25 protein-coding genes are annotated in these 21,546 nt (G+C 72.0%); 14 read left to right on the top strand and 11 right to left on the bottom strand.

Annotated features, from left to right (window positions below; genetic code table 11):
• The first annotated feature begins 72 nt into the window (after positions 1-72).
• Together ACIA8R_RS35450 and ACIA8R_RS35445 are read left to right on the top strand one after the other, a co-directional pair.
• Positions 73-819 (top strand): SDR family NAD(P)-dependent oxidoreductase, encoded by a 747-nt coding sequence (locus ACIA8R_RS35450; RefSeq protein WP_357706235.1) that lies wholly within the window; start codon positions 73-75, stop codon positions 817-819.
• 5 nt (positions 820-824) lie between these two features.
• Positions 825-1,616, top strand: coding sequence for a class I SAM-dependent methyltransferase (locus ACIA8R_RS35445; RefSeq protein ID WP_357706234.1), 792 nt, complete (start codon positions 825-827; stop codon positions 1,614-1,616).
• 43 nt (positions 1,617-1,659) lie between these two features.
• Here the strand turns inward: ACIA8R_RS35445 and ACIA8R_RS35440 are convergent, their stop codons facing one another.
• A complete protein-coding gene (locus tag ACIA8R_RS35440) occupies positions 1,660-2,169 on the bottom strand; it encodes an O-acetyl-ADP-ribose deacetylase (protein ID WP_397042194.1) in 510 nt (169 codons plus the stop codon).
• An 88-nt stretch (positions 2,170-2,257) separates the two neighbouring features.
• On the opposite strand from ACIA8R_RS35440, the gene ACIA8R_RS35435 reads away from it, so the two are divergent.
• From ACIA8R_RS35435 to ACIA8R_RS35415, 5 genes are all read left to right on the top strand, one after another.
• The gene (locus ACIA8R_RS35435) at positions 2,258-2,614 is read left to right on the top strand and encodes a BlaI/MecI/CopY family transcriptional regulator (RefSeq protein ID WP_357706232.1); all 357 of its coding nucleotides are present in this window, start codon (positions 2,258-2,260) and stop codon (positions 2,612-2,614) included.
• The gene (locus ACIA8R_RS35430) at positions 2,611-3,516 is read left to right on the top strand and encodes a M56 family metallopeptidase (RefSeq protein ID WP_364096035.1); all 906 of its coding nucleotides are present in this window, start codon (positions 2,611-2,613) and stop codon (positions 3,514-3,516) included. The genes ACIA8R_RS35435 and ACIA8R_RS35430 overlap by 4 nt, the downstream gene beginning before the upstream one ends.
• Positions 3,517-3,577: 61 nt before the next feature.
• A complete protein-coding gene (locus ACIA8R_RS35425) occupies positions 3,578-4,072 on the top strand; it encodes a helix-turn-helix transcriptional regulator (RefSeq protein ID WP_357706230.1) in 495 nt (164 codons plus the stop codon).
• 3 nt (positions 4,073-4,075) lie between these two features.
• Complete coding sequence (locus ACIA8R_RS35420) at positions 4,076-4,486, top strand: hypothetical protein (RefSeq protein WP_357706229.1); 411 nt, start codon at positions 4,076-4,078, stop codon at positions 4,484-4,486.
• A gap of 118 nt (positions 4,487-4,604) precedes the next feature.
• Entirely contained in the window at positions 4,605-4,970 is a 366-nt protein-coding gene (locus ACIA8R_RS35415) for a DUF2516 family protein (protein ID WP_364096039.1), read from the top strand.
• A gap of 1 nt (position 4,971) precedes the next feature.
• Here the strand turns inward: ACIA8R_RS35415 and ACIA8R_RS35410 are convergent, their stop codons facing one another.
• Complete coding sequence (locus ACIA8R_RS35410; RefSeq protein WP_357706227.1) at positions 4,972-5,580, bottom strand: SGNH/GDSL hydrolase family protein; 609 nt, start codon at positions 5,578-5,580, stop codon at positions 4,972-4,974.
• A gap of 115 nt (positions 5,581-5,695) precedes the next feature.
• On the opposite strand from ACIA8R_RS35410, the gene ACIA8R_RS35405 reads away from it, so the two are divergent.
• The gene (locus tag ACIA8R_RS35405) at positions 5,696-6,430 is read left to right on the top strand and encodes an alanyl-tRNA editing protein (RefSeq protein ID WP_357706226.1); all 735 of its coding nucleotides are present in this window, start codon (positions 5,696-5,698) and stop codon (positions 6,428-6,430) included.
• Here the strand turns inward: ACIA8R_RS35405 and ACIA8R_RS35400 are convergent.
• A complete protein-coding gene (locus ACIA8R_RS35400; RefSeq protein WP_364096043.1) occupies positions 6,427-7,344 on the bottom strand; it encodes a TetR/AcrR family transcriptional regulator C-terminal domain-containing protein in 918 nt (305 codons plus the stop codon). The genes ACIA8R_RS35405 and ACIA8R_RS35400 overlap by 4 nt on opposite strands.
• Positions 7,345-7,455: 111 nt before the next feature.
• Between ACIA8R_RS35400 and ACIA8R_RS35395 the strand changes: the two genes are divergently transcribed.
• The gene (locus tag ACIA8R_RS35395) at positions 7,456-8,544 is read left to right on the top strand and encodes an FAD-dependent monooxygenase (protein WP_397042193.1); all 1,089 of its coding nucleotides are present in this window, start codon (positions 7,456-7,458) and stop codon (positions 8,542-8,544) included.
• 27 nt (positions 8,545-8,571) lie between these two features.
• Positions 8,572-10,176 carry a DUF2207 domain-containing protein gene (locus ACIA8R_RS35390; protein WP_364096049.1) on the top strand — a complete coding sequence of 535 codons (1,605 nt, stop codon included), beginning with the start codon at positions 8,572-8,574 and terminating at the stop codon, positions 10,174-10,176.
• On the opposite strand, the gene ACIA8R_RS35385 is transcribed toward ACIA8R_RS35390, so the two are convergent.
• Positions 10,173-11,081 (bottom strand): asparaginase, encoded by a 909-nt coding sequence (locus ACIA8R_RS35385; RefSeq protein WP_364096052.1) that lies wholly within the window; start codon positions 11,079-11,081, stop codon positions 10,173-10,175. The two genes, ACIA8R_RS35390 and ACIA8R_RS35385, sit on opposite strands and share 4 nt — an antisense overlap.
• A gap of 60 nt (positions 11,082-11,141) precedes the next feature.
• On the opposite strand from ACIA8R_RS35385, the gene dtd reads away from it, so the two are divergent.
• Positions 11,142-11,573 carry a D-aminoacyl-tRNA deacylase gene (gene dtd, locus ACIA8R_RS35380; RefSeq protein ID WP_357967172.1) on the top strand — a complete coding sequence of 144 codons (432 nt, stop codon included), beginning with the start codon at positions 11,142-11,144 and terminating at the stop codon, positions 11,571-11,573.
• 4 nt (positions 11,574-11,577) lie between these two features.
• Here dtd and ACIA8R_RS35375 read toward each other — a convergent pair whose 3' ends face one another.
• From ACIA8R_RS35375 to ACIA8R_RS35360, 4 genes are all read right to left on the bottom strand, one after another.
• Positions 11,578-12,516: a glycine cleavage T C-terminal barrel domain-containing protein gene (locus ACIA8R_RS35375; RefSeq protein ID WP_357706220.1), complete on the bottom strand. Its 939-nt coding sequence runs from the start codon at positions 12,514-12,516 to the stop codon at positions 11,578-11,580.
• 51 nt (positions 12,517-12,567) lie between these two features.
• Positions 12,568-12,981, bottom strand: a complete 414-nt coding sequence (locus ACIA8R_RS35370; RefSeq protein ID WP_352319736.1) for a Fur family transcriptional regulator — start codon at positions 12,979-12,981, stop codon at positions 12,568-12,570.
• Positions 12,982-13,303: 322 nt separating this feature from the next.
• Positions 13,304-13,600 (bottom strand): DUF2470 domain-containing protein, encoded by a 297-nt coding sequence (locus ACIA8R_RS35365; RefSeq protein WP_364096056.1) that lies wholly within the window; start codon positions 13,598-13,600, stop codon positions 13,304-13,306.
• 2 nt (positions 13,601-13,602) lie between these two features.
• Entirely contained in the window at positions 13,603-14,091 is a 489-nt protein-coding gene (locus ACIA8R_RS35360) for an FABP family protein (protein WP_357706218.1), read from the bottom strand.
• A gap of 68 nt (positions 14,092-14,159) precedes the next feature.
• Between ACIA8R_RS35360 and ACIA8R_RS35355 the strand changes: the two genes are divergently transcribed.
• Complete coding sequence (locus ACIA8R_RS35355; protein ID WP_397042192.1) at positions 14,160-15,653, top strand: sugar-binding protein; 1,494 nt, start codon at positions 14,160-14,162, stop codon at positions 15,651-15,653.
• Between the two features lie 9 nt (positions 15,654-15,662).
• Positions 15,663-16,025, top strand: a complete 363-nt coding sequence (locus ACIA8R_RS35350) for a DsrE family protein (RefSeq protein WP_357706216.1) — start codon at positions 15,663-15,665, stop codon at positions 16,023-16,025.
• Positions 16,026-16,029: 4 nt separating this feature from the next.
• On the opposite strand, the gene ACIA8R_RS35345 is transcribed toward ACIA8R_RS35350, so the two are convergent.
• Positions 16,030-16,743: a glutamine amidotransferase gene (locus ACIA8R_RS35345; protein ID WP_357706215.1), complete on the bottom strand. Its 714-nt coding sequence runs from the start codon at positions 16,741-16,743 to the stop codon at positions 16,030-16,032.
• Positions 16,733-17,962 (bottom strand): MurT ligase domain-containing protein, encoded by a 1,230-nt coding sequence (locus tag ACIA8R_RS35340; RefSeq protein ID WP_357706214.1) that lies wholly within the window; start codon positions 17,960-17,962, stop codon positions 16,733-16,735. Before ACIA8R_RS35340 ends, ACIA8R_RS35345 begins: the two co-directional genes overlap by 11 nt.
• A 173-nt stretch (positions 17,963-18,135) precedes the next feature.
• Here ACIA8R_RS35340 and ACIA8R_RS35335 point away from each other — a divergent pair, with 173 nt between their 5' ends.
• On the top strand, positions 18,136-18,555 hold the full coding sequence (locus ACIA8R_RS35335; protein WP_397042191.1) for a DUF2992 family protein: 420 nt from the start codon (positions 18,136-18,138) through the stop codon (positions 18,553-18,555).
• Positions 18,556-18,574: 19 nt separating this feature from the next.
• Here ACIA8R_RS35335 and ACIA8R_RS35330 read toward each other — a convergent pair whose 3' ends face one another.
• Complete coding sequence (locus tag ACIA8R_RS35330) at positions 18,575-21,544, bottom strand: ATP-binding protein (protein WP_357706212.1); 2,970 nt, start codon at positions 21,542-21,544, stop codon at positions 18,575-18,577.
• Positions 21,545-21,546: the final 2 nt, after the last annotated feature.

The raw sequence follows: 21,546 nt of genomic DNA, 5'->3' as shown, positions 1-21,546 counted from the left end.
ATACAACTATCCAGATTTTTTCGACATTCCCTGCCGCGGTTCGCACCGCGTTCGCCCTGGCAGGATGAGGGCATGCAGAGAACGGCAGTGGTGACCGGGGCGAGCGGCGGGATCGGCGAGGCGACCGCGCGGCGGCTCGCCGCTGAAGGCTATGCGGTGGTGGCGGGCGCACGGCGCCGCGACCGGCTGGACAAGCTGGCCGCGGAGGTGCCCTCGATCAGGCCGGTGACGCTTGACGTGACCTCTCAGGAGTCGGTTGACGCGCTGGTCGGCTCGCTCGACCGCTGCGACGTGCTGGTCAACAACGCCGGTGGCGCGCTCGGCATGGAATCGGTCACGGACGGCCTTCTCGACGACTGGCAGCAGATGTACGACACGAACGTACTCGGCTCCCTACGCATGACCCAGGCACTGATCCCCAAACTCGTGGCGTCCGGCGACGGCGTCCTGGTGATGCTGACCTCGACCGCGGCCCTGGTCTCGTACGAGGGCGGCGGCGGCTACGTCGCGGCCAAGCACGCCCAGTCCGCGATGGCCGAGACGCTCCGCCTTGAGCTGGTCGGGCAGCCGGTCCGGGTGGTCGAGATCGCGCCGGGCATGGTGAGGAGCGAGGGCTTCGCGGTCACCCGCTTCCGCGGCGACGAGACGGCCGCCGCCCGCGTGTACGAGGGCGTCCCCGGCCCGCTGACCTCCGAGGACGTGGCCGACGCCATCGCCTGGTGCGTGACGCGCCCGTCCCACGTCAACATCGACCGCCTGGTGATCAGGCCGCGCGCCCAGGCCGCCCAGCACAAGGTGCACCGCGTCAGCGGTGGCTGAGCCGGATGGCCAGACCGGTCGGCGCGATCACGCGCGGCACGACGTGGCACAACCGGCTGCGCCGGGTCGACCGCTGGACGGCCGCCGTGCACGGCCCGGCCCTGCGCGCCGCCGTCCGCCCGCTCGTCGTCGACCTCGGCTACGGCGCCTCGCACACGACCACGCTTGAGCTGTTCACCCGGCTGCGCGCGGTCGCGCCCGACGTCGAGGTGGTCGGCATCGAGATCGACCCGGCCAGGGTGGCCCTGGCCAAGCCGTACGAGCGGGAGGGGCTGAGCTTCGCGCTCGGCGGCTTCGAGCTGCCCGTCCCCCGCCCGCCGACGCTGGTACGCGCCTTCAACGTGCTGCGCCAGTACGGCGAGGCGGAGGCGTGGCACTACTGGGACGTGCTCTGCGGCAGGCTGGCCCCCGGCGGCGTCCTGGTCGAGGGCACCTCCTCCGAGACCGGACGGCGGGCGATCTGGGTGGGCCTGTCCCCCGACGGCCCGCACACACTGACGTTCTCCGCCCGTTTCGACGCCTTCGAGCGGCCTTCGGACCTGGCCGACCGCCTGCCGAAGACGCTCATCCACCGGAACGTGCCGGGTGAGCGCATCCATGCGTTCCTGCGCGACTTCGACCACGCGTGGGCGGTCAGCGCCCCTTATGGGGTGCACGGGCTGCGGCAGCGCTGGCTGGCGTCCGTACGGCTGCTGGCCGGGCAGTGGCCGGTGGCGGTGCGCCCGCCGCTCGGCGGCCCGGCGAGGTGGCGGCTCGGCGAGCTCACCCTGCCCTGGTCGGCGGTGGACCCGCGCTGAAGACGGAGAGCCGGCCGCGGAACACCTCGGCCGAACACCTCGGCTATGAGGAGAGCTGCCCGCGGAACACCTCGTAGGCCGCAGCGTCGAACAGCACGAACCTGACCTCCTCGACCGACGTCCCGGCCGCGCGCACGGCGGTCACGGCGATGCGCGCGGCGTCGTCGAGCGGCCAGCCGTAGATGCCGGTGGAGATCGCGGGGAAGGCCACCGTCCTGGCGCCCAGCGCGTCCGCCACCCGCAGCGACTCGCGGTGGCAGGAGGCCAGCAGCTCGGAGCGGTCCTGCGACCTGGAGTAGACCGGCCCCACCGTGTGGATCACCCAGTGGGCCGGCAGCAGCCCGGCGGTGGTGGCGACGGCCTGGCCGGTCGGCAGGCCCCCGCCGAGGTGCCCGGCGCGCAACTGCCTGCACTCAGCCAGGATCTCCGGCCCGCCGCGCCGGTGGATGGCGCCGTCGACGCCTCCGCCGCCGAGCAGGGAGGAGTTGGCCGCGTTCACGATCGCGTCGGTCCGCTGCTCGGTGATGTCTCCCTGCACCAACGTGACATTCATCTCACCCAGCCTGCCAGCCGCGGTTCCGCGTCGCCACTTGCCGCTCCCGGATGCCAGCTCGACGCTTTGTAGAGCTACCCTGAAGGGCGTGAAGGGTCTTGGCGAGCTTGAGCGCAGCATCATGGACATCCTCTGGGCGGAGCACAGCGCGTTGACCGCCCGCGAGGTCGGCAGGCTCATTGCCGATCGCGACCTCGCCCCCACGACGGTGATGACCGTACTCGACCGCCTCACGCGCAAGGGCTTCCTGGATCGGACCAGGGACGGCCGCGCGTGGCGTTACGAACCGGCCGCGAGCCGTGACGCCTACATCGCCGAGCTTATGCTTGAGGCGTTGGACCTGACGGGCGACCGCTCGGCCGCCCTGACCCGCTTCGCCCAGGCCGTGTCGGGCCCGGAGGCGGAGATCCTGCGGAGAGCTCTCACGGAGCTGGAGGAAGAGTGATCACGGCAGCGGTGCTAGCGGCGCTCGCCACGGCGTGCGCGCTCGGCTCCTGGCGTTTCACGACGGCCCGGTGGACCTCCCGCGCCCCGAAACTCGCCATCATCGTCTGGCAGTCCCTGGGCGTGGCCTGGGGCCTGGCCACCACCGGCGCCATGCTGGCCTACGCGGTCACGCCCTACGACGTGGGCGTGCTGCCGGGGCTGATCGCCTTCGCGCGCGGGGAGACGCCGTCCGAGGCGTGGGACCCGCTGCACGTGCTGGCCATGATCGCCGGTCTCACCTCGCTGGCGGTGCTGGTCGTGGTGCTGCTGACGGCCGGCGTGCAGGCGTTGCGCGCGCGGCGGCGGCATCGTGTGCTGCTCGCGCTCATCTCCCGCGACGATCCCGGCGTTCCCGGGGTGCGGGTGCTCGACCATCCAAGTGCGGCGGCGTACTGCGTGCCGGGGTTGCGCTCGCAGGTCGTGGTCAGCGCGGGCGCGCTGGAGCTGCTGTCGCCCGACGAGATGGCGGCCGTGCTGGCGCACGAGGCCGCCCACGTGCGCGAGCGGCACGATCTGGTGCTGCTGCCGTTCGCCGCGCTGCGCCGTGCGCTGCCCTGGTCGAAGGTGGTGGCCGACGCGCAGGCTCAGGTGGAACTACTGATCGAGATGGCCGCCGACGACCGTGCCCGCCGCTACTGCTCGCCGCGCAGGCTGGCCACGGCGCTGCTCAGGTTCGGTACGGCCGGCGCCATGCCGACCCCGCAGGGCATGCTCGGCGTGCACGCGCACCACGTCATGGCCCGGGTGGACCGCCTGATCAAGCCGGCGCCGGAATTGTCAGCATCTGTCCGGTACGGCTACCTCGCCCTCTCTGTGAGCTTGCTCACCGCCACACCCTTCCTGTGGGTCTACCAGCTCTGACTGCTTGCTGGTGTTAGCCATTCCGTTTGCAATTGCAAGCACGGGACGGCAGACTGTCGGTATGGCACTACCGAAGGTCGGCTCGATCGGCGAATACATCCGCGAGCAACGGCAACAGGCGAAGATCTCGCTGCGCCAGCTCGCGCAGGCGGCAGGGGTCTCCAACCCCTACCTCAGCCAGATCGAGCGCGGGCTGCGCAAGCCGAGCGCGGAGATCCTCAACCAGATCGCCAAGGGTCTGCGGATCTCCTCGCAGGCGCTCTACGTGCAGGCCGGCCTCATCGAGGACCGGGAGCCGCCGAGCGACGTGATCACCGCGATCAACGCCGACACCTTGCTCACCGAGCGCCAGCGCCAGGTGCTGATCGACATCTATGAATCGTTCCGCAAGGAGAACCGCACCGAGGGCGAGCAGACCTCCCAGAACGCCCGCCCTCAGCACGACTCCACCGCGGACGACGAGCCGCCGCTGCCCGAGGAGTATCTCGCCGCGCTTGAGCCCTACGCGGCCTCCCCCGGCAACGGGACCGTCACCCAGGAAACCAAGGAAGGTTAACCCATGACGCTCGCCACCGAGGTCAAGAAGCTCACCGACTCCAAGCCCTTCTACGCGTTCGCGGGCGCCGGCGACTTCGCCGTGGAGAAGCTGCGCGAGCTGCCCGAGCAGCTCCGCCAGCTCCAGTCCCGCCGCTCGGAGCTGGCCAAGGACCTGCCGGAGAAGACCCGCGCGTACGCCGACAAGGCCGAGGGCTTCGTCCGCGAGTTCCCCGAGAAGGCCCGCGAGTACGCCGACCAGCTGAGCAACAAGGCCACCGAGGTCTACGAGGACTTCGCCAGCCGTGGCCGCAAGGTCGTCAGCAAGACGACCGGTGAGGCCGCCCTTGAGCTGGAGGAGGTGTCGGAGGCCGCCGAGCCGCCCGTCGCCGAGCCCGTCAAGAAGACGACCCGCGCCCCTCGGGCCAAGGCCTGACCGAGCGAAAGGGCCCGCCTCCCCGGAGGCGGGCCCTTTTCTCTTCCGGTGCCCGCTTGTCGGGGACGCCTATTAGGCTGGGGCCGATTTCTTCGCGGCGTTGGGTGGAGCCAGCAACATGAATATGATCAACGGCCTTTTCAACTTCCTCTTCTTGGTGCTCGCCGCCGTCATCTTCGGCATGTCGGTCTACGCGCTGGTCCACGCGGCGCGGGTGCCGACCAACGCGTTCGTCTCGGCGGGCAAGCTGCAGAAGAAGATCTGGCTGCTCATCCTCGCGCTGGCGACGTTGCTCTCCGGCGGCGGTGCGCTGGGTTACTTCAACGACTTCATGCTGGTCGGCGGCTTCAGGTTCATCGGGCTCAACGGCATCGGCCTGTTCTCCATCCTGGCCGTCATCGCCGCCACCATCTACATCGTCGACGTGAAGCCCGCCGTCAAGGGCATGGGCCGCGGCAACAGCGGCCCCTACGGCCCCTGGTAGATCAGGCCAGCTCGCCCGCCAGCCATGCGGCGATGCGCTCGTGCCCGGCGAACGTGGGATGCACGCCGTCGGGCAACACCGTCTCCGACGGCCTGCCGGTCACCCATTTGCGGCGCATAGGGTCGAGGAACGGCACCCCCGCGGCGTCCGCCACCTCCGCCAGGGCGTCGCGCACGCGATAGGCCTTGGCCGGGGTGTCCTCCAGCCAGATCGGCCCGACCATGACGACCTTGGTGACCGGCCAGCGGCGGCGCACCTCGGCGAGCAGGCCGGTGGCCGCCTCGCGCACCTGCCCGGTGCTCCAGCGCTGGTCGTTGTGGCCGCCGGAGATGACCAGCACGTCGGGGGCCGGCCGCCAGGCCAGTTCCTCCTCGAACGACCGCCGGAACGTGCGGCCCACCTTGCCCTCGTTGAGGTAGCCGGTGCCACCGGCGCCGGCGATCACCGGCTGCCAGCCGAGCAGGCGCGCCGACTCTGAGGCGTAGGTCCGCCAGGGCGGCACGGGCCCTGAGCCGACCGTGAAGCTGTCACCCACGAACATCATCACCGGGACCGCCGGGCGGGCCGGAGGGACGGCCTCGGGCGCCCGCTGCGGCGGCGTACCGGCCACTGCACTACTACATGCCGAAACTCCAGCAAAAATCCCCATTATCGCGACGACCGGGGCGATTCTTCCTCGAAGCATCAGGCCACGCATTATCACCCCGGGGCACTAGGCTGCCGATATGACCGCCGACCTCCACGGACGCACGCAGCGGCTCGAACTGTCCGACCAGAGCCTGCGGGACTTCGAAGCCGTCGTGCTGGACGCGACGCCTGAGGGGATCGTGCTGAGCAGGTCGGCATTCTATCCAGGCGGGGGCGGCCAGCCGGCCGATCACGGAGTTCTGGTCTGGCAGGGTGTGGAGACGCGCATCGTCGGGGTGCGCAAAGGCGACGACCTCTTCCTGATCCCCGCCGAGGGCGACCCGATCCCGCCCGCCGGCACGGTGGTGGAGGCGGCCGTGGCCGACGCCCGCCGGTCGGCGCTCATGCGTACGCACTCGGGGCTCCACGTGCTGTGCGGCGTGGTGTTCAGGGACTACGGCTGCCTGGTCACCGGCGGCAACATGGACGAGCTGAGCGCCCGCATGGACTTCAACCTGCCCGAGGTGCCGCCCGGCTTCAAGGAGGCCGTCGAGGACGCCTGCAACGCCGAGATCGTCGCCGACCGGCGCATCGACGTGCGCGTGCTGCCCAGGCGGGAGGCGTTCGAGATCCCCGACATCATCCGCACGGCCACGAACCTGGTGCCCGAGGCCGTCCAGGACGTGCGCATCGTCGACATCGTGGGCCTCGACACGCAGGCCGACGGCGGCACCCACGTGGCCTCGACCAAGCAGATCGGCCGCATCAAGGTGGCCAAGATCGAGAGCAAGGGGCGCGGCTTCCGCCGGCTGCGCATCGCGATCTCCGACTAGCGCCCTTCGACCAGCCCGGCGAGCCCGTCGAGCAGCGCGTCGAGGCCGAAGGCGAAGAGCCGGTCGAGGTCGAGGTCGAACTCGCCGCCCAGCTCCTCGACGACGCCGGTGAAGGCGGTCAGCCGCCCCGACTCCGCCAGCGCCTGGAGCTCCCCTTCCCTGCTGGTCATCCATTCGTCGGCGGTCAGCCCGGTCGCGGCCTGGGCCTGCTGCTCCATCTCGATGTTGGCGGCCAGGCCCTGGACGAAGCTGAACAGCAGGGTGTGCACGTGCATCTTGCTCATGGGGTCGAGGGGCGAGCCCTCCAGCGTGCGCATGACCCACTCGGTGTGGGCGATCAGGCTGGCCGAGGGCAGCGGCCTGGTCAGTGACGTGACCCTGGCCATCCACGGGTGGGTGCGGTAGCCCGCCCACTGCACCCGGGCGGCGGTCTCCAGCCTGGCCCGCCATCCGTCGGGCGGTGGGTCGGGCAGCGGGAACTCGCGGATCACCTGGTCGATCATGAGCATGACCAGGTCGTCCTTGCCGCCGACGTGCCGGTAGAGGGACATGGTGGCCACGCCGAGCCGGCCCGCCACGCCGCGCATGGTCAGCTCGGCGAGCCCGTCGGCGTCGGCGATCTCGACGGCGGCGGCCACGATGCGGTCGCGGGTCAGGTCGTCGCCGGACGGGACGGGGGCCCGCCGCGCCCCGCCGCCGCGGATCTCGGCCACGACCGTGCCGACGCGCGGCTCGGCCACCACCACGCCCTGCTGGGCCAGCACCGTCAGCGCCTTGGCCGCCGTGGCGAGCGCGACCTCCCAGTCGCGGGCGAGCTGCCTGGTGGAGGGCACCCGGTCGCCGGGCCGCAGGCGGCCGTCGGCGATGCGCCGCCTGATGTCCTCGACGATGCGCGCGTAAGGCGGAGCGGTCATCTCGTCCCTCTCTCTGTACTAGTACAGATCTTATCAGCGCAGCCTTGTGAGCTGCTGTATGTACGTCGTACATTCAGTTCTGCGTACAACGTCAACAGCAAGGAGCTCATCATGAAGGTTCTCGTCTCGGGGGCGAGCGTCGGGGGTCCCGCCCTGGCCCACTGGCTGCGGCGGCGCGGCTTCGAGGTCACGCTCGTCGAGCGCGCCCCGCGCCCGCGCAAGGGCGGCCAGGCCGTCGACCTCCGGGGCGCCGCCCTGGTCGTGGCCGACCGCATGGGCATCCTGGAGCAGGTCAGGGCGGCCCGGACGACCATGCGCGGCATGTCCATGCACGACGGCGACGGCAACGAGATCATGCGCAGCACCGAGGAGACCGTCAGCGGCGGCCGGCTCGACAGCCCGGACGTCGAGATCGCCCGCGACGACCTCACCACCATCCTCGACGCCGTCACCGACGCCCCCTGCCGGTACGGCGACTCCGTCGCCACCCTCACCCAGGACGACGAAGGCGTGGACGTGACCTTCGACAGCGGCGTCCGGGAACGCTACGACTACGTGATCGGCGCCGACGGCCTGCACTCCAACGTCAGGAAGCTGACCTTCGGCCCGGAGCAGCCCTTCCTCAAGCACCTCGGCATGTACGTCTCCATCTACACCGCCGACAACTTCCTCGGCCTGGACCACTGGCAGGTCTGGCATCGAGCGGGCGAGGCCGGGTTCGGCCTGTTCAGCGACCGGGACACGGCGGTGATGAAGGTCAACATGGGCTTCGCCGCGGGCCCGCTCGACTACGACCACCGCGACGTCGAGCAGCAGAAGCGCCTGGTCCAGGAGCACTGCTCGGGGCTGCGCTGGCAGGCGCCCAAGCTGCTGGAGGCCATGTGGCGGGCCGACGACTTCTACTTCGACGCCATGGCCCAGGTCGAGATGGACCGCTGGTCGAAGGGCAGGGTGGCGCTGATCGGCGACGCCGGCTACTGTCCCTCGCCGCTGTCGGGGCAGGGCACCAGTCTGGCCCTGGTGGGGGCGTACGTGCTGGCCGAGGAGCTGGGCCGGGCCCCCGAGGGGGCGTTCGACCGGTACGAGCGGCGCATGCGGCCCTACGTCGCCCTCAACCAGGCTCTCGCCCTGGAGAACCCCGGCATGGCCGCCTCGCCCGAGAGCGTACGCCGGGCGGCCGACGGCATCACCCTGGATTGACACCCGCAACCGCTACGATGTCCCGCCATGACGGGTTTCAGACTCACGTTGGCCGCCCTGGGAGCCACCGCGCTGACGTTGCTGGCCACCCCCGCCCTGGCGGAGGCCGGGATCACGGACCAGGTGACGATGACGCTCGCCAAGGACGGCACGCTCCACGTGGTCGAGAAGATCACCGGAGCGTCCGGCGGCCTCAAGCGCACCCTCCTCACCAGGACCCGCTACGACGACGGCAACGACCGCGTCTACCAGGTCGCCAACGTCAAGGGCGGCAAGCTCGACGGCGACGTCCTGACGGTGACGGGCCAGACCGTCGAGTACGACGTCAAGGGCGCGGTGACCACCTCCGGCGGCGTCGAGGAGCTGCGCTGGTTCGCCGTCAGCGGCTGGAACGTCGCCGTGGCCAAGGCGACCGTCCAGGTCCACGGGCCCGGCCAGGTGCAGAACCTGTCGTGCTTCGCCGGCGACCTGACCTCGGCCATCGGCTGCACCGCGGCCACGATGGACCACACCGGCACGCAGGCCGACTTCGAGCAGGAGAACCTCGCGCCGGGCCAGGCCCTGACGGTGGTCGTCGGCTACCCCAAGGGCTCCAGCTCCGGGGCGCCCATCCTGGAGAGGCGCTTCTCGCTGGCCTCGGCGTTCACCCTCGACCTGGTCACCGGCGGCGCCCTGGCCGGCCTGCTGGTGCTGCTGCTCGGCGGCGTCGGCCTGCTCTACTGGACGCGCGGCCGGGACGCCCGGGTCGCGGGCCATGAGAAGGGCACGGTCGATCCCATCCAGAACGGGCACTTCACCCCGCCGGACGGCGTGCGTCCCGGCCAGATCGGCACGCTGGTGGACGAGCAGGCCGACGTGGTCGACGTCACCGCCACCATCGTCGACCTGGCCGTCCGCGGCTACCTGCGGATCGACGAGCAGCCCCGCCAGGCCTACGACGCTCCCGACTGGATGCTGGTCAGGCTGCCGAACGCGCCGGTCAACGCGCTGCTGCCGTACGAGCGGGCCCTGTACGACGCCGTCTTCGACGGGCGCGACACGGTGCTGCTGTCACAGCTGTCCGGCTCGTTCACCGGCCATCTGGGCAAGGTGCGCGACGCGCTCTACACCGACGTGGTCGCGCAGGGCTGGTTCGCCCGCCGTCCCGACACCGAGCGCACCCGGTGGACGACGATCGGCGTCGTGCTGATCGGGCTGGGCCTGCTGGCCACGGTCGGGCTGGCCTGGTTCACCACGTACGGGCTGCTGGGACTGGCCCTGGTCATCGCGGGCGGCGCGCTGGCCGTCGGCGGCCAGTACATGCCGGCCAAGACCGCCAAGGGCTCGGCCGCGCTCGCGCACACGATGGGCTTCCGCGAGTACCTGTTCTCCGGCGACCTGGGCGAGGTGCCCGAGCAGCACCGGGTGGAGCTGTTCTCGCGCTACCTGCCGTACGCGGTGATCTTCGACGGGGTCGAGCACTGGGCGCGGGTGGTGGCCTCGGTGACCGGCAACGGCCACCAGGCCGACAACCTCTACTGGTACCACGGGCCGGCGGAGTGGGACCTGTCCAAGTTCGCCGGGTCGATGCGCACGTTCACCACGACGACCTCGGGGGCCATCTCCGCCAGCCGCCAGTTCCGCAGCCTCTAGCGGATCCGCAGCTCGCCCACCGGCCGGCCGCCGCCCAGCAGCGCCGGCCGGGCCAGCTCGGCCAGCTCGGGGGCGTCCAGGCCGAGCGAGCGCAGGGCCGCCACGGTGACGGGCACGCGGGCCCGCGTGGAGCCGTCCTCGACCTTGATCGTGCCGGCCCGGCCGTCCTCGAACGCGAACGCGTCGAACGCCTCCGCGCCCGCCTTCAGCATCAGCCCGGGGATCGCCCGCATGATTTTGGCCTCGGGCCGGTCGGTGCCGGACGTCCACTCGGGGTAGGTCCGCATGGCGTCGAAGATCCGCCGCTCGTGCGAGCCCTCCGCCGCCAGCGGGAACGCCCTGAACGCCTTGGTGACGCCGAGCATCGACACGAAGAACAGCGGCGCGCCGCAGCCGTCCACGCCGGAGGCGGCCACGCGCTCGCCGGTCAGGTCCTCGACCGTCGCCCGGATCGCACGCTGGAGCGGGTGCGCGGGCTCCAGGTACGTCGTGAGCGGCCAGTCGTTGAGCACACAGGTGGCCAGCATGGCGGCGTGCTTGCCGGAGCAGTTCATGTAGACCCTGCCGAACTCGGTCGAGGTGCGCTCGAACGGGTGGTCCTCCGGACACAGCAGGGCGGACTCATCCAGGCCCGCTCCGGCCAGGATGTTCCGCACGCCGTCCACGTGGAACGCCTCACCGGAGTGCGAGGCGCAGGCCAGCGCCAGCAGCTCCCCCTCCAGCTGGAGGCCGTTGCGCATCATGCCGAGCGCCTGCAGCGGCTTCATCGACGATCGCGGCGAGGCCGGCACGTGCACCGCTCCCCGCGTCTCCACGGGCACGCCCCGCGCGTCCACGGTCAACATGCGGGCCTGATGCGTGGACTCCACGAACCCCGACCGGACAACCTCGACAATCAGCGACATAACGCGCCCCCTTTCGGCACGAGTCTACGAACAGTTCTTTCTGCGCCAGAATGGGATGCCATGCGAGCAGTCGTACAACGAGTGAGCTCGGCCTCCGTCGAGGTCGAGGGGCAGACGGTCGGCGCGGTCGACGAACCTGGGCTGCTGGTCCTGGTCGGCGTGACGCACACCGACACCCGCGCCGAGGCCGCCAAGCTCGCCGCCAAGCTGTGGGGCCTGCGCGTCCTGCACGGCGAGAAGTCGTGCTCCGACGTCTCCGCCCCGCTCCTGGTGATCAGCCAGTTCACCCTCTACGGCGACGCGCGCAAGGGCAGGCGCCCCACCTGGCAGGCCGCGGCCCCTGGACCGGTCGCCGAGCCGCTGGTGGAGGCCGTGGTCGAGGAGCTGAGGGCGCTCGGCGCCCATGTGGAGACCGGCCGCTTCGGCGCCGACATGAAGGTCTCGCTGGTCAACGACGGGCCGATCACGCTCGTCCTCGACATCGACGCCTGACGGGTCAGCGGATGCGGCGGCGCAGCGAGGGGTCGATGGCGACGTTGCGGCCGGCGTCGGGGGGCACGACGACTTCCTGGGCGGCGGCCACGCCACCGGCCAGCAGCGGCGCGTCGACCGGGACCGTGCGCTTGACCACGGCCAGCGCGATCGGGCCCAGCTCGTGGTGGCGGGCGGCCGAGCCGACGACGCCGACCTCCTGGCTCTCGAAGATCACCGGGTCGCCGTGCACCGGCAGGGTGTCGACGCTGCCGTCGAGGTGCAGGAACACCAGGCGGCGCGGCGGGTGGCCCAGGTTGTGGACGCGGGCGACCGTCTCCTGGCCCCGGTAGCAGCCCTTGCTCAGGTGGACCGCCGAGCCGATCCAGTCGACCTCGTGGGGGATCGTCTTGTGGTCGGTCTCGAAGCCGAGCCGCGGCCGGTGCGCCTCGATGCGCAGCGCCTCGTACGCCCACAGCCCCGCCAGGGGCCGGCCCAGATGGTCGGCCAGCTCCGCGCGCGGCACCAGGAAGTCTTCGGTGGCCGTGGAGAGCACCGCCAGGTCGTCGGCCCGCGACACCTCCACGCGCAGCATGAACCGCATGCGGTCGAGGTAGTCGATCAGGCTCTGGGCCGTGCCGGGCTCGACGTGCGCCAGCACGCTCTCGCCGTCGTCGACCAGCGTGAGGTGGTGCAGCACGCGGCCCTGGAGGTCGAGGTCGAGCGTCTGCGTCCACTGGCCGGGCGGCAGCGCGTCGAGCTTCTGCGAGGTCAGGTCGTTGAGCCATTTCAGCCGGTCGACGCCGGAGATGCGGACCACCTCGCGGTTGCTGCGGTCGACGACCGCCTCACCCTTGGCCAGCGCGCGCTGTTCGGCGAACAGGTCGCCATAGTGCGCGGCTACGTCGGCGTCCGGCCCGTCGGCCGCGACGGCGCCGGGGAGATCGAGCAGAGGGCTACGCATGCCCTCAAGGCTATCCGCCCGCGCGACGGCGCCCGACGCCGGTGCCGCGGGTCAGCGGCAGTTGCTGCACCGGCCGAACACCGTGAGGTGATGGACGTCGGCCGCGAACCCCAGCTCCTCGTCGAGCCCCTTCACCAGCCCCTCGGCCAGCTCGGGACGCACCTCGAAGACCTCGTCGCACCCCCGGCACACCAGATGGACGTGGTCGGCCTCGGCCGCCAGGTGGTAGGTCGGCGCGCCGTGGCCGAGATGGGTGTGGGTGACCATGCCGAGCTCTTCGAGCAGCTCCAGCGTGCGGTAGACGGTCGAGATGTTGACCCCGCGCGCCGTCTCGCGGACCTTGGTGCAGATCTCCTCGGGCGTCGCGTGCTCCAGATCCTTGACCGCTTCGAGCACGAGCTGCCGCTGCGGGGTGACCCGGTAGCCCTTGGCGCGGAGTTCCTCGTGCCACTGCGTCTCGGTCATGCCCCGAGTGTAAAGCGCACGATCGCCTGTTCGCGGCCGTCCGATAATTACTTGCCCCCGGCGCGCGCGACCGCATAGCTTCATGAGTACGCGGAAAGGAGGTGGTCCGAATAATGGATAGTCATAGTCGGGCTAGCGAGGTGGTTGTCCGCTAGCGCTGCGGACTGTTGTCTCGTGTCGCAAGCGAATCCGAGGCAACCACCGGGGCCCCTGGCAGCCGGAGGGCGGGATGACGCATCCCGGCCATGGTCCATCCGGCCCGTCTGCTCGGCAGGCGGAGTGTTGCCCGGGGCCCTCTTTGTTTCTCCGATCGATTCTTCCCTCAGTGTTCGCCGTGCGGCTCGATGCCCAGCTCGGCGCAGGCCGCCCGGTAGAGGCGCACCACCGCCTTGCGCACCTGGGCGCGCTCGGTCAGCGTCTCGCCCCACGGAACGCGCACCCGCTCGCCGCCGTCGACCGTGAACTCCATCGCCTCGGCGTCGACGTCGCTGGTCACCGCCGAGGTGGCCCCCGGCCGGCCGCCGAGCCCGCGGACGATGACCAGGGCGTCGCCGGTGTGGTCGTCGTTCATGTGGCGCTTGATCGCCTCGACGGCCTCGGGGGGAAAGGGCGAGGTCATGCTCAGGACACCTTCTTCAGCTCGGCCGACATGTGGTCGGTGAGCGGGTGGCCCATGGCCGCCATCTCGTAGGCCCACATCAGGTTGCCGTTGACCAGGCCGTAGAGGCGGTGGCCCGCGGTGTACTCCTTGGACGTGGAGGTGCGGGCCACGACGTCGGTACGCAGCTCGATCTTGTGGAAGACGACCTCGCCGATGTAGATCTCGACGATGCCGGTCGGGTGCGCGAGCACCACCTCGATCTGCCGGTCGGGCTGCGCCCGCCAGTAGCCGGACTCGGTGGCCAGCGGCCTGACCCGGTTGCCGTCGTTGTCGAGCAGCCAGGTGCGGCTGACGTACGTCAGGAACGGCTTGCCGTTGTGGCCGAACTCGATCTCCTGGCCGAAGTTGAAGCTCTCGATCGTCGGATAGCCGCCCACGCCGGCGCCCTCCCAGCGGCCGAGCAGGAACGCGATCTGCTCCAGAGCGGGATGCACCTCAGGTTCTTCCATGCTCACCAAGCCTAGCGCCGGTGGCTAACCTTCTGAATCGGGGAGACGTTCCGTCGGGGGGAGCCGCGATGCTGGATGCCTGGGCCGTGCCGCCGCACGTCGACGTGCTGTTCGTGGGCGCCCATCCGGACGACGAGTACCAGTCGCTGTCCACGTTCGGGCAGTGGCGCGAACGCCTGGGGCTGACCACCGGCGTCGTGACGGTCACCCGCGGCGAGGGCGGCGGCAACGCCACCGGGCCGGAGAAGGGCGCGGCGCTCGGCCGGATCAGGGAGGCCGAGGAGCGCGAGGCGGTCGCGCACGCGGGCATCCGCGACGTCTTCTACCTGGACAGACCGGACTTCTGGTACACGCTGTCGGCGCCCCTGACCGCCCGCGCGTGGGGGCCGGACACCCTCAGGCGCATGGTCGAGACGATCAGGGCCACCACGCCCACGACCATCGTCACGATGGACCCGCGGCCCTTCAACCAGCACGGCGGGCACCAGCTCGCCGCCCGGCTGGCCGTCGAGGCGTTCCGGCTGGCCGCCGACCCCGCCGCGTTCCCGGGGACGGGCGCGCCCTGGCGGGCCTCCCGGCTGCTGACCCAGAACTGGGGGCTGCGCGGCCCCGTGGGCCCCGGCTGCGCGACGGCCGGCCTCCGCGACCCGGCCACCGGGCTGCCGCAGCTCGGCGTCTGGGAGGGCGTCCGGTCGCCGCGCCACCGCGGCACGTGGGCCCAGCGGGAGCGCGACGCCGAGCGCGCGTACCGCACGCAGGGGTTCGCCTCCCGGCCGGCGAAGGTGGCCGGGCCGTTCGGGTGCGACTGGTTCTCGGTCGTCTTCGACGGCGGGCGGCCGGTGCCCGCCCCCGTCGTCGAGCAGGCCGGTCTTCGCCCCCTGTACGCCGAGTTCCGCGACTGGGCGCGCGCGGTCGGCCTGCCCTGGCTGGCCAACAGGGCACAGCCGGACTATCCCGAGCCGCCCGCCACCACGCTGCCGGTCGCCGGGCGCGCTCCCGTCCTCGACGGCGTCGCCTCCCCCGGCGAGTACGCCGGCCCCGCCCTGCGCCTGGCGCACTGGGAGGGCGAACGCTGCGCGGCGGCCGACTGCGCCGCGACCGCCCGGCTGGCCCGCCGCGGCGACGACCTCTACGTCCAGGTCGAGGTCACCGACGAGGCCCGCGGCGCCGCCCTCGGGGAGTGCGAGCGCCACTGGCGCACCGACGCGGTCGAGATCGCCCTCGACCCGCGCGGCGACTCCGACGACACCTCGACCACGTTCAAGCTGGGCGTCCTGCCCTACACCGCCCGGGGCGGGCCGTGCGCCGCCCGCGACGCCGACGCCCGCCAGGGCCCCGCCCCGCGGGTACGCGTGGCCGCGGCGGCCCACCACGGCGGCTACGGCGTCGAGGTGCGCATCCCGCTCGCGCTGCTGCCCGCCCCGCCCGCCGCGCTGAGGGCGAACGTGCTCGTCTACGACTCCGACACCAAGGACAGGACCGGGCAGACGCGGCTCGCCTGGTCGCCGTTCGGCAGCGCCCAGGCCGATCCGTACGTGTGGGGTCAGGTGCGGCGGGGTTAGGGTGACGCCATGGCACGTTCATTGGTGATCAAGGTGACCGCGGGGGCGGACGCCCCTGAGCGATGCAACCAGGCCTTCACGGTGGCGGCGGCCGCGCTGGCGAGCGGCGTGCCGGTCTCGCTCTGGCTGACCGGCGAGTCGTCCTGGTTCGCCCTGCCGGGCCGGGCCGAGGAGTTCAGCCTGCCGCACGCCGCGCCGCTGGCCGACCTGCTGGAAGCCGTCCTGGCGGCGGGCCGGGTGACGCTGTGCACGCAGTGCGCCGCCCGCCGGGACATCACGGTCGACGACGTGATCGAGGGCGTGCGCATCGCCGGCGCGCCCGCGTTCGTCGAGGAGGCGGTCAGCGAAGGCGCCCAGGCCCTGATCTACTAGGCCGTCAGCCGGACAGCACGGTGTTGAGCCGCTCCTGGCGCAGGGCCTCGTAGCGGGAGTCGTCGAGCGGCGTCAGGTCGCCCACGCGCCACGACAGCAGCAGGTCGGCCAGGGCGGGGTTGCGCGCCAGCGCGGGGCCGTGCAGGTACGTGCCCACCACGTGGCCCGCGTAGCAGCCCTCGAAGCCGTCGCCGTTGCCCACCCCGGCGACCGTCTTGGACAGCGGCCGCACGCCCTGGCCCAGGTGCGTGACGCCCATGTGGTTCTCGAAGCCGGTCAGCGTGGGCAGGTTGAGCGCGGCGTCGACCTCGGCGACCAGCTCGCCCACGGCCCGCGCCGGGCCGCGCGAGCTGGCGATGTCGAGCAGGCCGATGCCGTCGACCGGCTGGCCCTCCTCGCCGCCGAACGTGCTGCCCATGATCTGGTAGCCGGCGCACACCGCCAGCATCGCCGCGCCCCGGGCGATGGCCCGCTGGAGCCCGCCGTCGCGGCGCAGGCGCTGGGCGGCCAGGATCTGCGGACGGTCCTCGCCGCCGCCGATGAGGTAGATGTCGCCGCTCTCCGGCACGGGGTCGGCCGAGCGGACGTAGACGGTCTCGACCTCGATGCCCCTGCGCTGCGCACGCTGCTCCAGGACGAGCACGTTGCCCTGGTCGCCGTACGTGCTCAGCAGGTCGGGGTAGATCCAGACGATGCTGAGGGCGCTGTCAGAGGGCACGTCCGAACTCCGATCGGATCAGCTGGAAGGCGGTGTAGTTGGCGATCACGTCGACCCGGCCGGGCGGCTGCATGGCCAGCGCCTCGGAGAACGAGCTGCACAACGTGAACGGCACGTCGGCCACGTCGAGCCGGAGCGCCAGGTCGAGCCGTCGCTCACCAGTGACGAAGACCGGACGGCCGCGCAGAATGCGGTAGTCGACGTCCCACAACCACGAGGTGTCGCGGCCGTCGGGGCCCTGCGCGTTGACCGAGAGGATGATCGGCAGCTGCGGGTCGGCGACGTCGAACGCCTCCAGCCAGCCCGCCGGGTTCTTGGCCAGCAGCAGCCGCGCGTGGCGGCCGTCGCGCTCGACCGTGGTGTAGCGGCCGGCCACCGACGTGACCTCGCGCAGCCGGGGCAGCGCCCGGTCGACCGGCAGCCCGAACGCGTCGGCCACGGCCAGCGCCATCACCGCGTTGGAGCGATTGGCCAGGCCGGGAAGCTGGATGTCGAGCAGCCAGCGCTGCCCGCGCGGGTCGACGGCGACGTCGTCGTCGAGCATCCACTGCGGCTCGGGACGGTGGAAGGTGCACTCACGGCAGGACCAGTCGGCGTCTTTGCGGTCGAGGGGGCCGCCGCACTCGGGGCAGCACCAGGAGTCCTCCTTCCAGCGCTGCCCGCCCGCGACCCAGGTGACCTTGGCGGCCGTGGAGGCCCCCCAGGTGACGAGGGGGTCGTCGCAGTTGGCGATGACGTGGGTGGGCCTGCCGGACAGCGCCCTGCGCCACTTCTGCGCGAGCAGCCAGATCTCGGCCGCGCGGTCCATCTGGTCGCGGCTGAGGTTCATCAGGCAGACGACGCCCGCGCCGGTGGTGTCGAGCACCTCCGGCAGGTACTTCTCGTCGACCTCCAGCACGCCGTAGGGGGCGCCCTTTTGCTGGGAGAGCGCCGAGACGTGGCCCGCCGGCATGTTGGCGCCGAAGGCGTTGGTGGCCACCTCGCCCATCTCCAGCAGCGCGGAGGTGATCAGCCTGGTCGTGGTGGTCTTGCCGTTGGTGGCGCTGACCAGGGCCAGCTTGCGGTCGCGGGCCAGCTTGCGCAGGAGGTCGGGCTCAAGCAGCAGGCCGACCCTGCCGCCGATCACCGAGCCGTCACCGCGCCCGGTCATCCGCGAGAGCGTGGCGGCGCTGCGTCCCAGGGCGCTGGCGAGCTGAGCCCGCAGAGGAAGCTGGGTCATGCCCATGGATCCTAGTCGCCGTTGAGTCGTACTCTGGAGTTGCACACGAAAACGCGGCCCGGTTGGTAGCCCGGGCGAAGCCTCACGTATCCGCCCTTCCAGGGATGTCCGGTGTGCCGGAAGCGGCCTGTCCAGGTCGTTTTCCCGGCATGTCTGGATGAAGGGCGGAGAAGATGGTCACGTTGTCGGTCTACCTGGACGGCCCGTTCTGGGTCGGGGTGCTGGAGGTCGCCGAAGGCGGGCGGCTGCGGGCGACCCGGTTCACCCTCGGGTCCGAGCCCACCGATCCCGAGCTGCACGCGTTCCTGATGCGCCATGGCGTCCCCCTGCTGGAGCAGGCCCATGCCGCGCCCGCCGTGGCCGCCGGGGAGCGGGTGCGGCGGGTCAACCCCCAGCGGGCGGCCAAGCTGGCGGCGCGGGCCGCGGCGCAGGTGTCCGTGCGGAGCACGGCCTCCCAGGAGGCGATGCGGCTGGAGCTGGAGAGCCGCAGGCAGGAGGCCGCGCAGGGGCGGCGGGAACGGCGGCGCGAGCTGGCCGAGCACAAGCGCGAGGTGGCCCGGCGCAAACGCCTCGAACGCCGCCGCGACCGCTAGCCGTGGCGCCCCGGGGGCGTCAGGACGAGGGCGCCTCGACGAAGGCGATCTCCGGGGCTCCACCGTGCTCGAACGGCAGGACGAACCGCTGCGGCCACGACAGCACACCCTCCAGCCAGCCCGCGCCCATCGTCTGGCCCACGTGCCTGATCCTGGCCGACGCCTCGATGCCGATCGCCACGTTCGTGATGTCGCGCTGCACGTTCTCGTTCTCGTCGTCGCCCAGGATCACCCGCCAGGCCAGGGCCCGGTTGTGGTCCACCTCCATGGACAGCGGGTGGTGGCGCAGGGCCTTGGCGCGGTGGCCGAGCAGCTCGGCGTGCACCAGGTCGGCGCCGCCGTTGCCGTTGGCCCCGCGGAACAGGGCGTACTCCATGGGCGGGGCCGGGCTGCGCAGGTTGGGGGCGGGCTGGCCGTACGGGAAGAGCCGGTCGACCTCGTGCAGCCAGCGCACCTGCGGGATCACCCACGACGCCCCGGGACGGTCGCCGCCGGCCTCGGCCCCGGACAGCAGCCGCGCGGCGACCTCGGCGGCCTTCTCGGTGAGCAGCGCCGGGTCGAACCAGCTCCGCAGCGACCAGGCCCGCCGCTGGACGGCACGTTCGACCAGGGTGGCGAGCAGGCACTCGCGGCGGCGGGCGGGCAGCTCGGCCCAGGACGCCGACAGGGCGCGCGGCACGCCGGGCAGCGGCCGGTTGCTGACGAAGGCGAGCACGACCGTGTCGCACCAGATGCGCAGCCACGCCCAGTCCGGCCCGTCGGCGAGGACGTCGGCCTCCCTCAGCTCCACCAGGGTGCACGCCTGGCCGGTACGGCACTGCGCCCCGCAGGCGGCCGACCTGCGCCCGCGGATGGGCGGCTGTGGGCCCGGCAGCGGCTTCTCCCGCGACTCGCCCAGCGGGACGCGCACGCGCAACGGCCGGTCCATGCCGTCGGCGAACACCGCGGCCGAGCCCGGCTGGAGCGACACGACGTGCCTGGACTGCTCGTCGCTGAGGTTCATGGCCGCGCCGACGAGCTTCCTGTCGTCCTCGGCGGGCAACCGGTGGACGACCTTCAGCGCGGTGTTCTTCACGACGTCGGAGACGAGTTTGGTCGGGATCTGCTCGGCCACCACGATGCCCTCGCCGTACGCCCTGATCTCGGCGAGCAGGCCGGCCAGCAGCTCGACGGCGTGGGTGGAGGCCCGCCCGTGGCCGCGGTCGCGCAGCAGCCGGTGGGCCTCCTCGATCACGATGACGTGCCGCAGCCCGGCCGACTTCTCCTTCCTGGCCCGCATGCGCAGGTGCTCGACGATCCGGATGATCAGCGTGCCCATGAGGAACGCCTTGTCCTCGTCGTTGGCGACGTCCTCGATGGCGAGGACGACGTTGCGCTCCAGCAGGCCGCCGATGTCGGCCGGGTGGCCGCCCTCGAAGAAGCGCCCGGCCGAGCCGACCCGCAACGACCGCAGCCTGAGCGAGATGAAGCCCTCGACGTCGGCCTGGACCTCGCGGCCGTAGCCGATCTCCTTGATGACGTCCATGGCGTGCTGCTGGAGCTGTTCGAGCGTCGGCACGCTGGGCGGGACGTTCGAGCCGGGCACGGCGCCGCCGGTGACGACGTCCCAGCCGGTGGCCTCGTAGACCCGTTGCAGGGACAGCGACATGATCTGCGGGAACGGCTCCTCGGCGTCGAACGCCGCCATGAACAGCGCCCTGATCATGTCGATGTGCGCCTGGACGGGATAACCGGGCTCGGGTTCGAGCGGGTTGACGCTGAGCGGCACGCCCTCGGGCGCCGAGGGATTGATCACCGTCACCGGATCGGCGATGCGGCCGGCCATGGCCGCGTACTCGGACTTGGCCGGCTCGATGGCCAGCCAGGGGATGCGCGCCTCGCTGAGCTGCTCCAGCAGGTGCCGGACGGTCTGGGACTTGCCCGAGCCGGTCGCGCCGGTGACGAACGCGTGCCTGTTGAGCGTGGCCAGGGGCACCCGGAAGCTGCCCACCCCCCTGTCCTGGCCGTCGAGGATCTCGCCCAGCTCCAGCTCGCCGCCGTCGGCCTCGGAGGTCACGTCGAAGAAGCCGGAGTCGAGCACGCGTACGCCGGGGACCTCGCGCCGGGGCAGCCCGGCCAGCGCGGCGAGCGCGCCCGCGGTGGCGGCGAAGGGCGCGGCGGCGCTGTCGGCCGGGTCCTGCATGGTGATGGCCAGGGCCTCCGACAGCGCGTAGACCGCGCCGTGCGCGCTGCGCAGCCGGTACGGGTGGTGGCTCATCTCGACGGACCCGACGAGCACGGGCGCGATCTGCCGCAGCTCCTCGGCGGTGGCACCGCCGGCCAGCACCCGCACGTTCCACAGGCCGGCCTCGCGGAAGGCGTCGAGCTCCTGCATGCGGCGCTCGGCCCGTTCGGCGTCGAACCGGGAGCGCTCGGAGGCGTCGCCGTACTGCCGCAGGACGTTGAGCTGGGTGCGCAGGTGCGCCACCTCGGCGTCGAGCAGGTCGGTCGGCTCGGCCACGACCAGCCAGGCGAACGGCCGCGACATGAGCGTGACCAGCGTCGACTCGAACAGCGTGGGCCGCCTCAGCTCGTCGGGGTCGGACCCGGCGAACTCGCGTCCCCGCCCGCCCAGTGGCGGCGCCTGGCGGCCGGGGCACGGCGTCCAGACCAGGTCGGCCAGGTCGGCCAGGTACTCCTCGTCCAGCTCGATGCCCCGCGCGCCGCCGGGGAACAGCAGTGGCTGCGGCCCGGTCGGCAGGCCGGGCACGTCGGTCGCCCGTCGTGGCTGGCGCGGCGGCGAGAGCGGGCCGGCGTTGGTGATCAGTTCGAGCGGCGCGCCGGAACCTCGCGACAGCCACCCGATGACGAACGGCCGGTCACGCTGCGCCGCCGACAGCACGGCGGGCAGCACCGTGACGAAATCCCATTCCGCCGACGAGCTTCGCGAGGGTGCGGCGATCGACTGGATCCGATACCAGGGCCCGCTCAGCGAGACACTCGGCTGCATCT

The organism is Nonomuraea sp. NPDC051191 (assembly GCF_044455665.1).
Lineage (GTDB): Bacteria > Actinomycetota > Actinomycetes > Streptosporangiales > Streptosporangiaceae > Nonomuraea.
The sequence above is the reverse complement of the archived record's forward strand: the minus strand, read 5'-3'. Positions and strand labels throughout refer to the sequence as shown.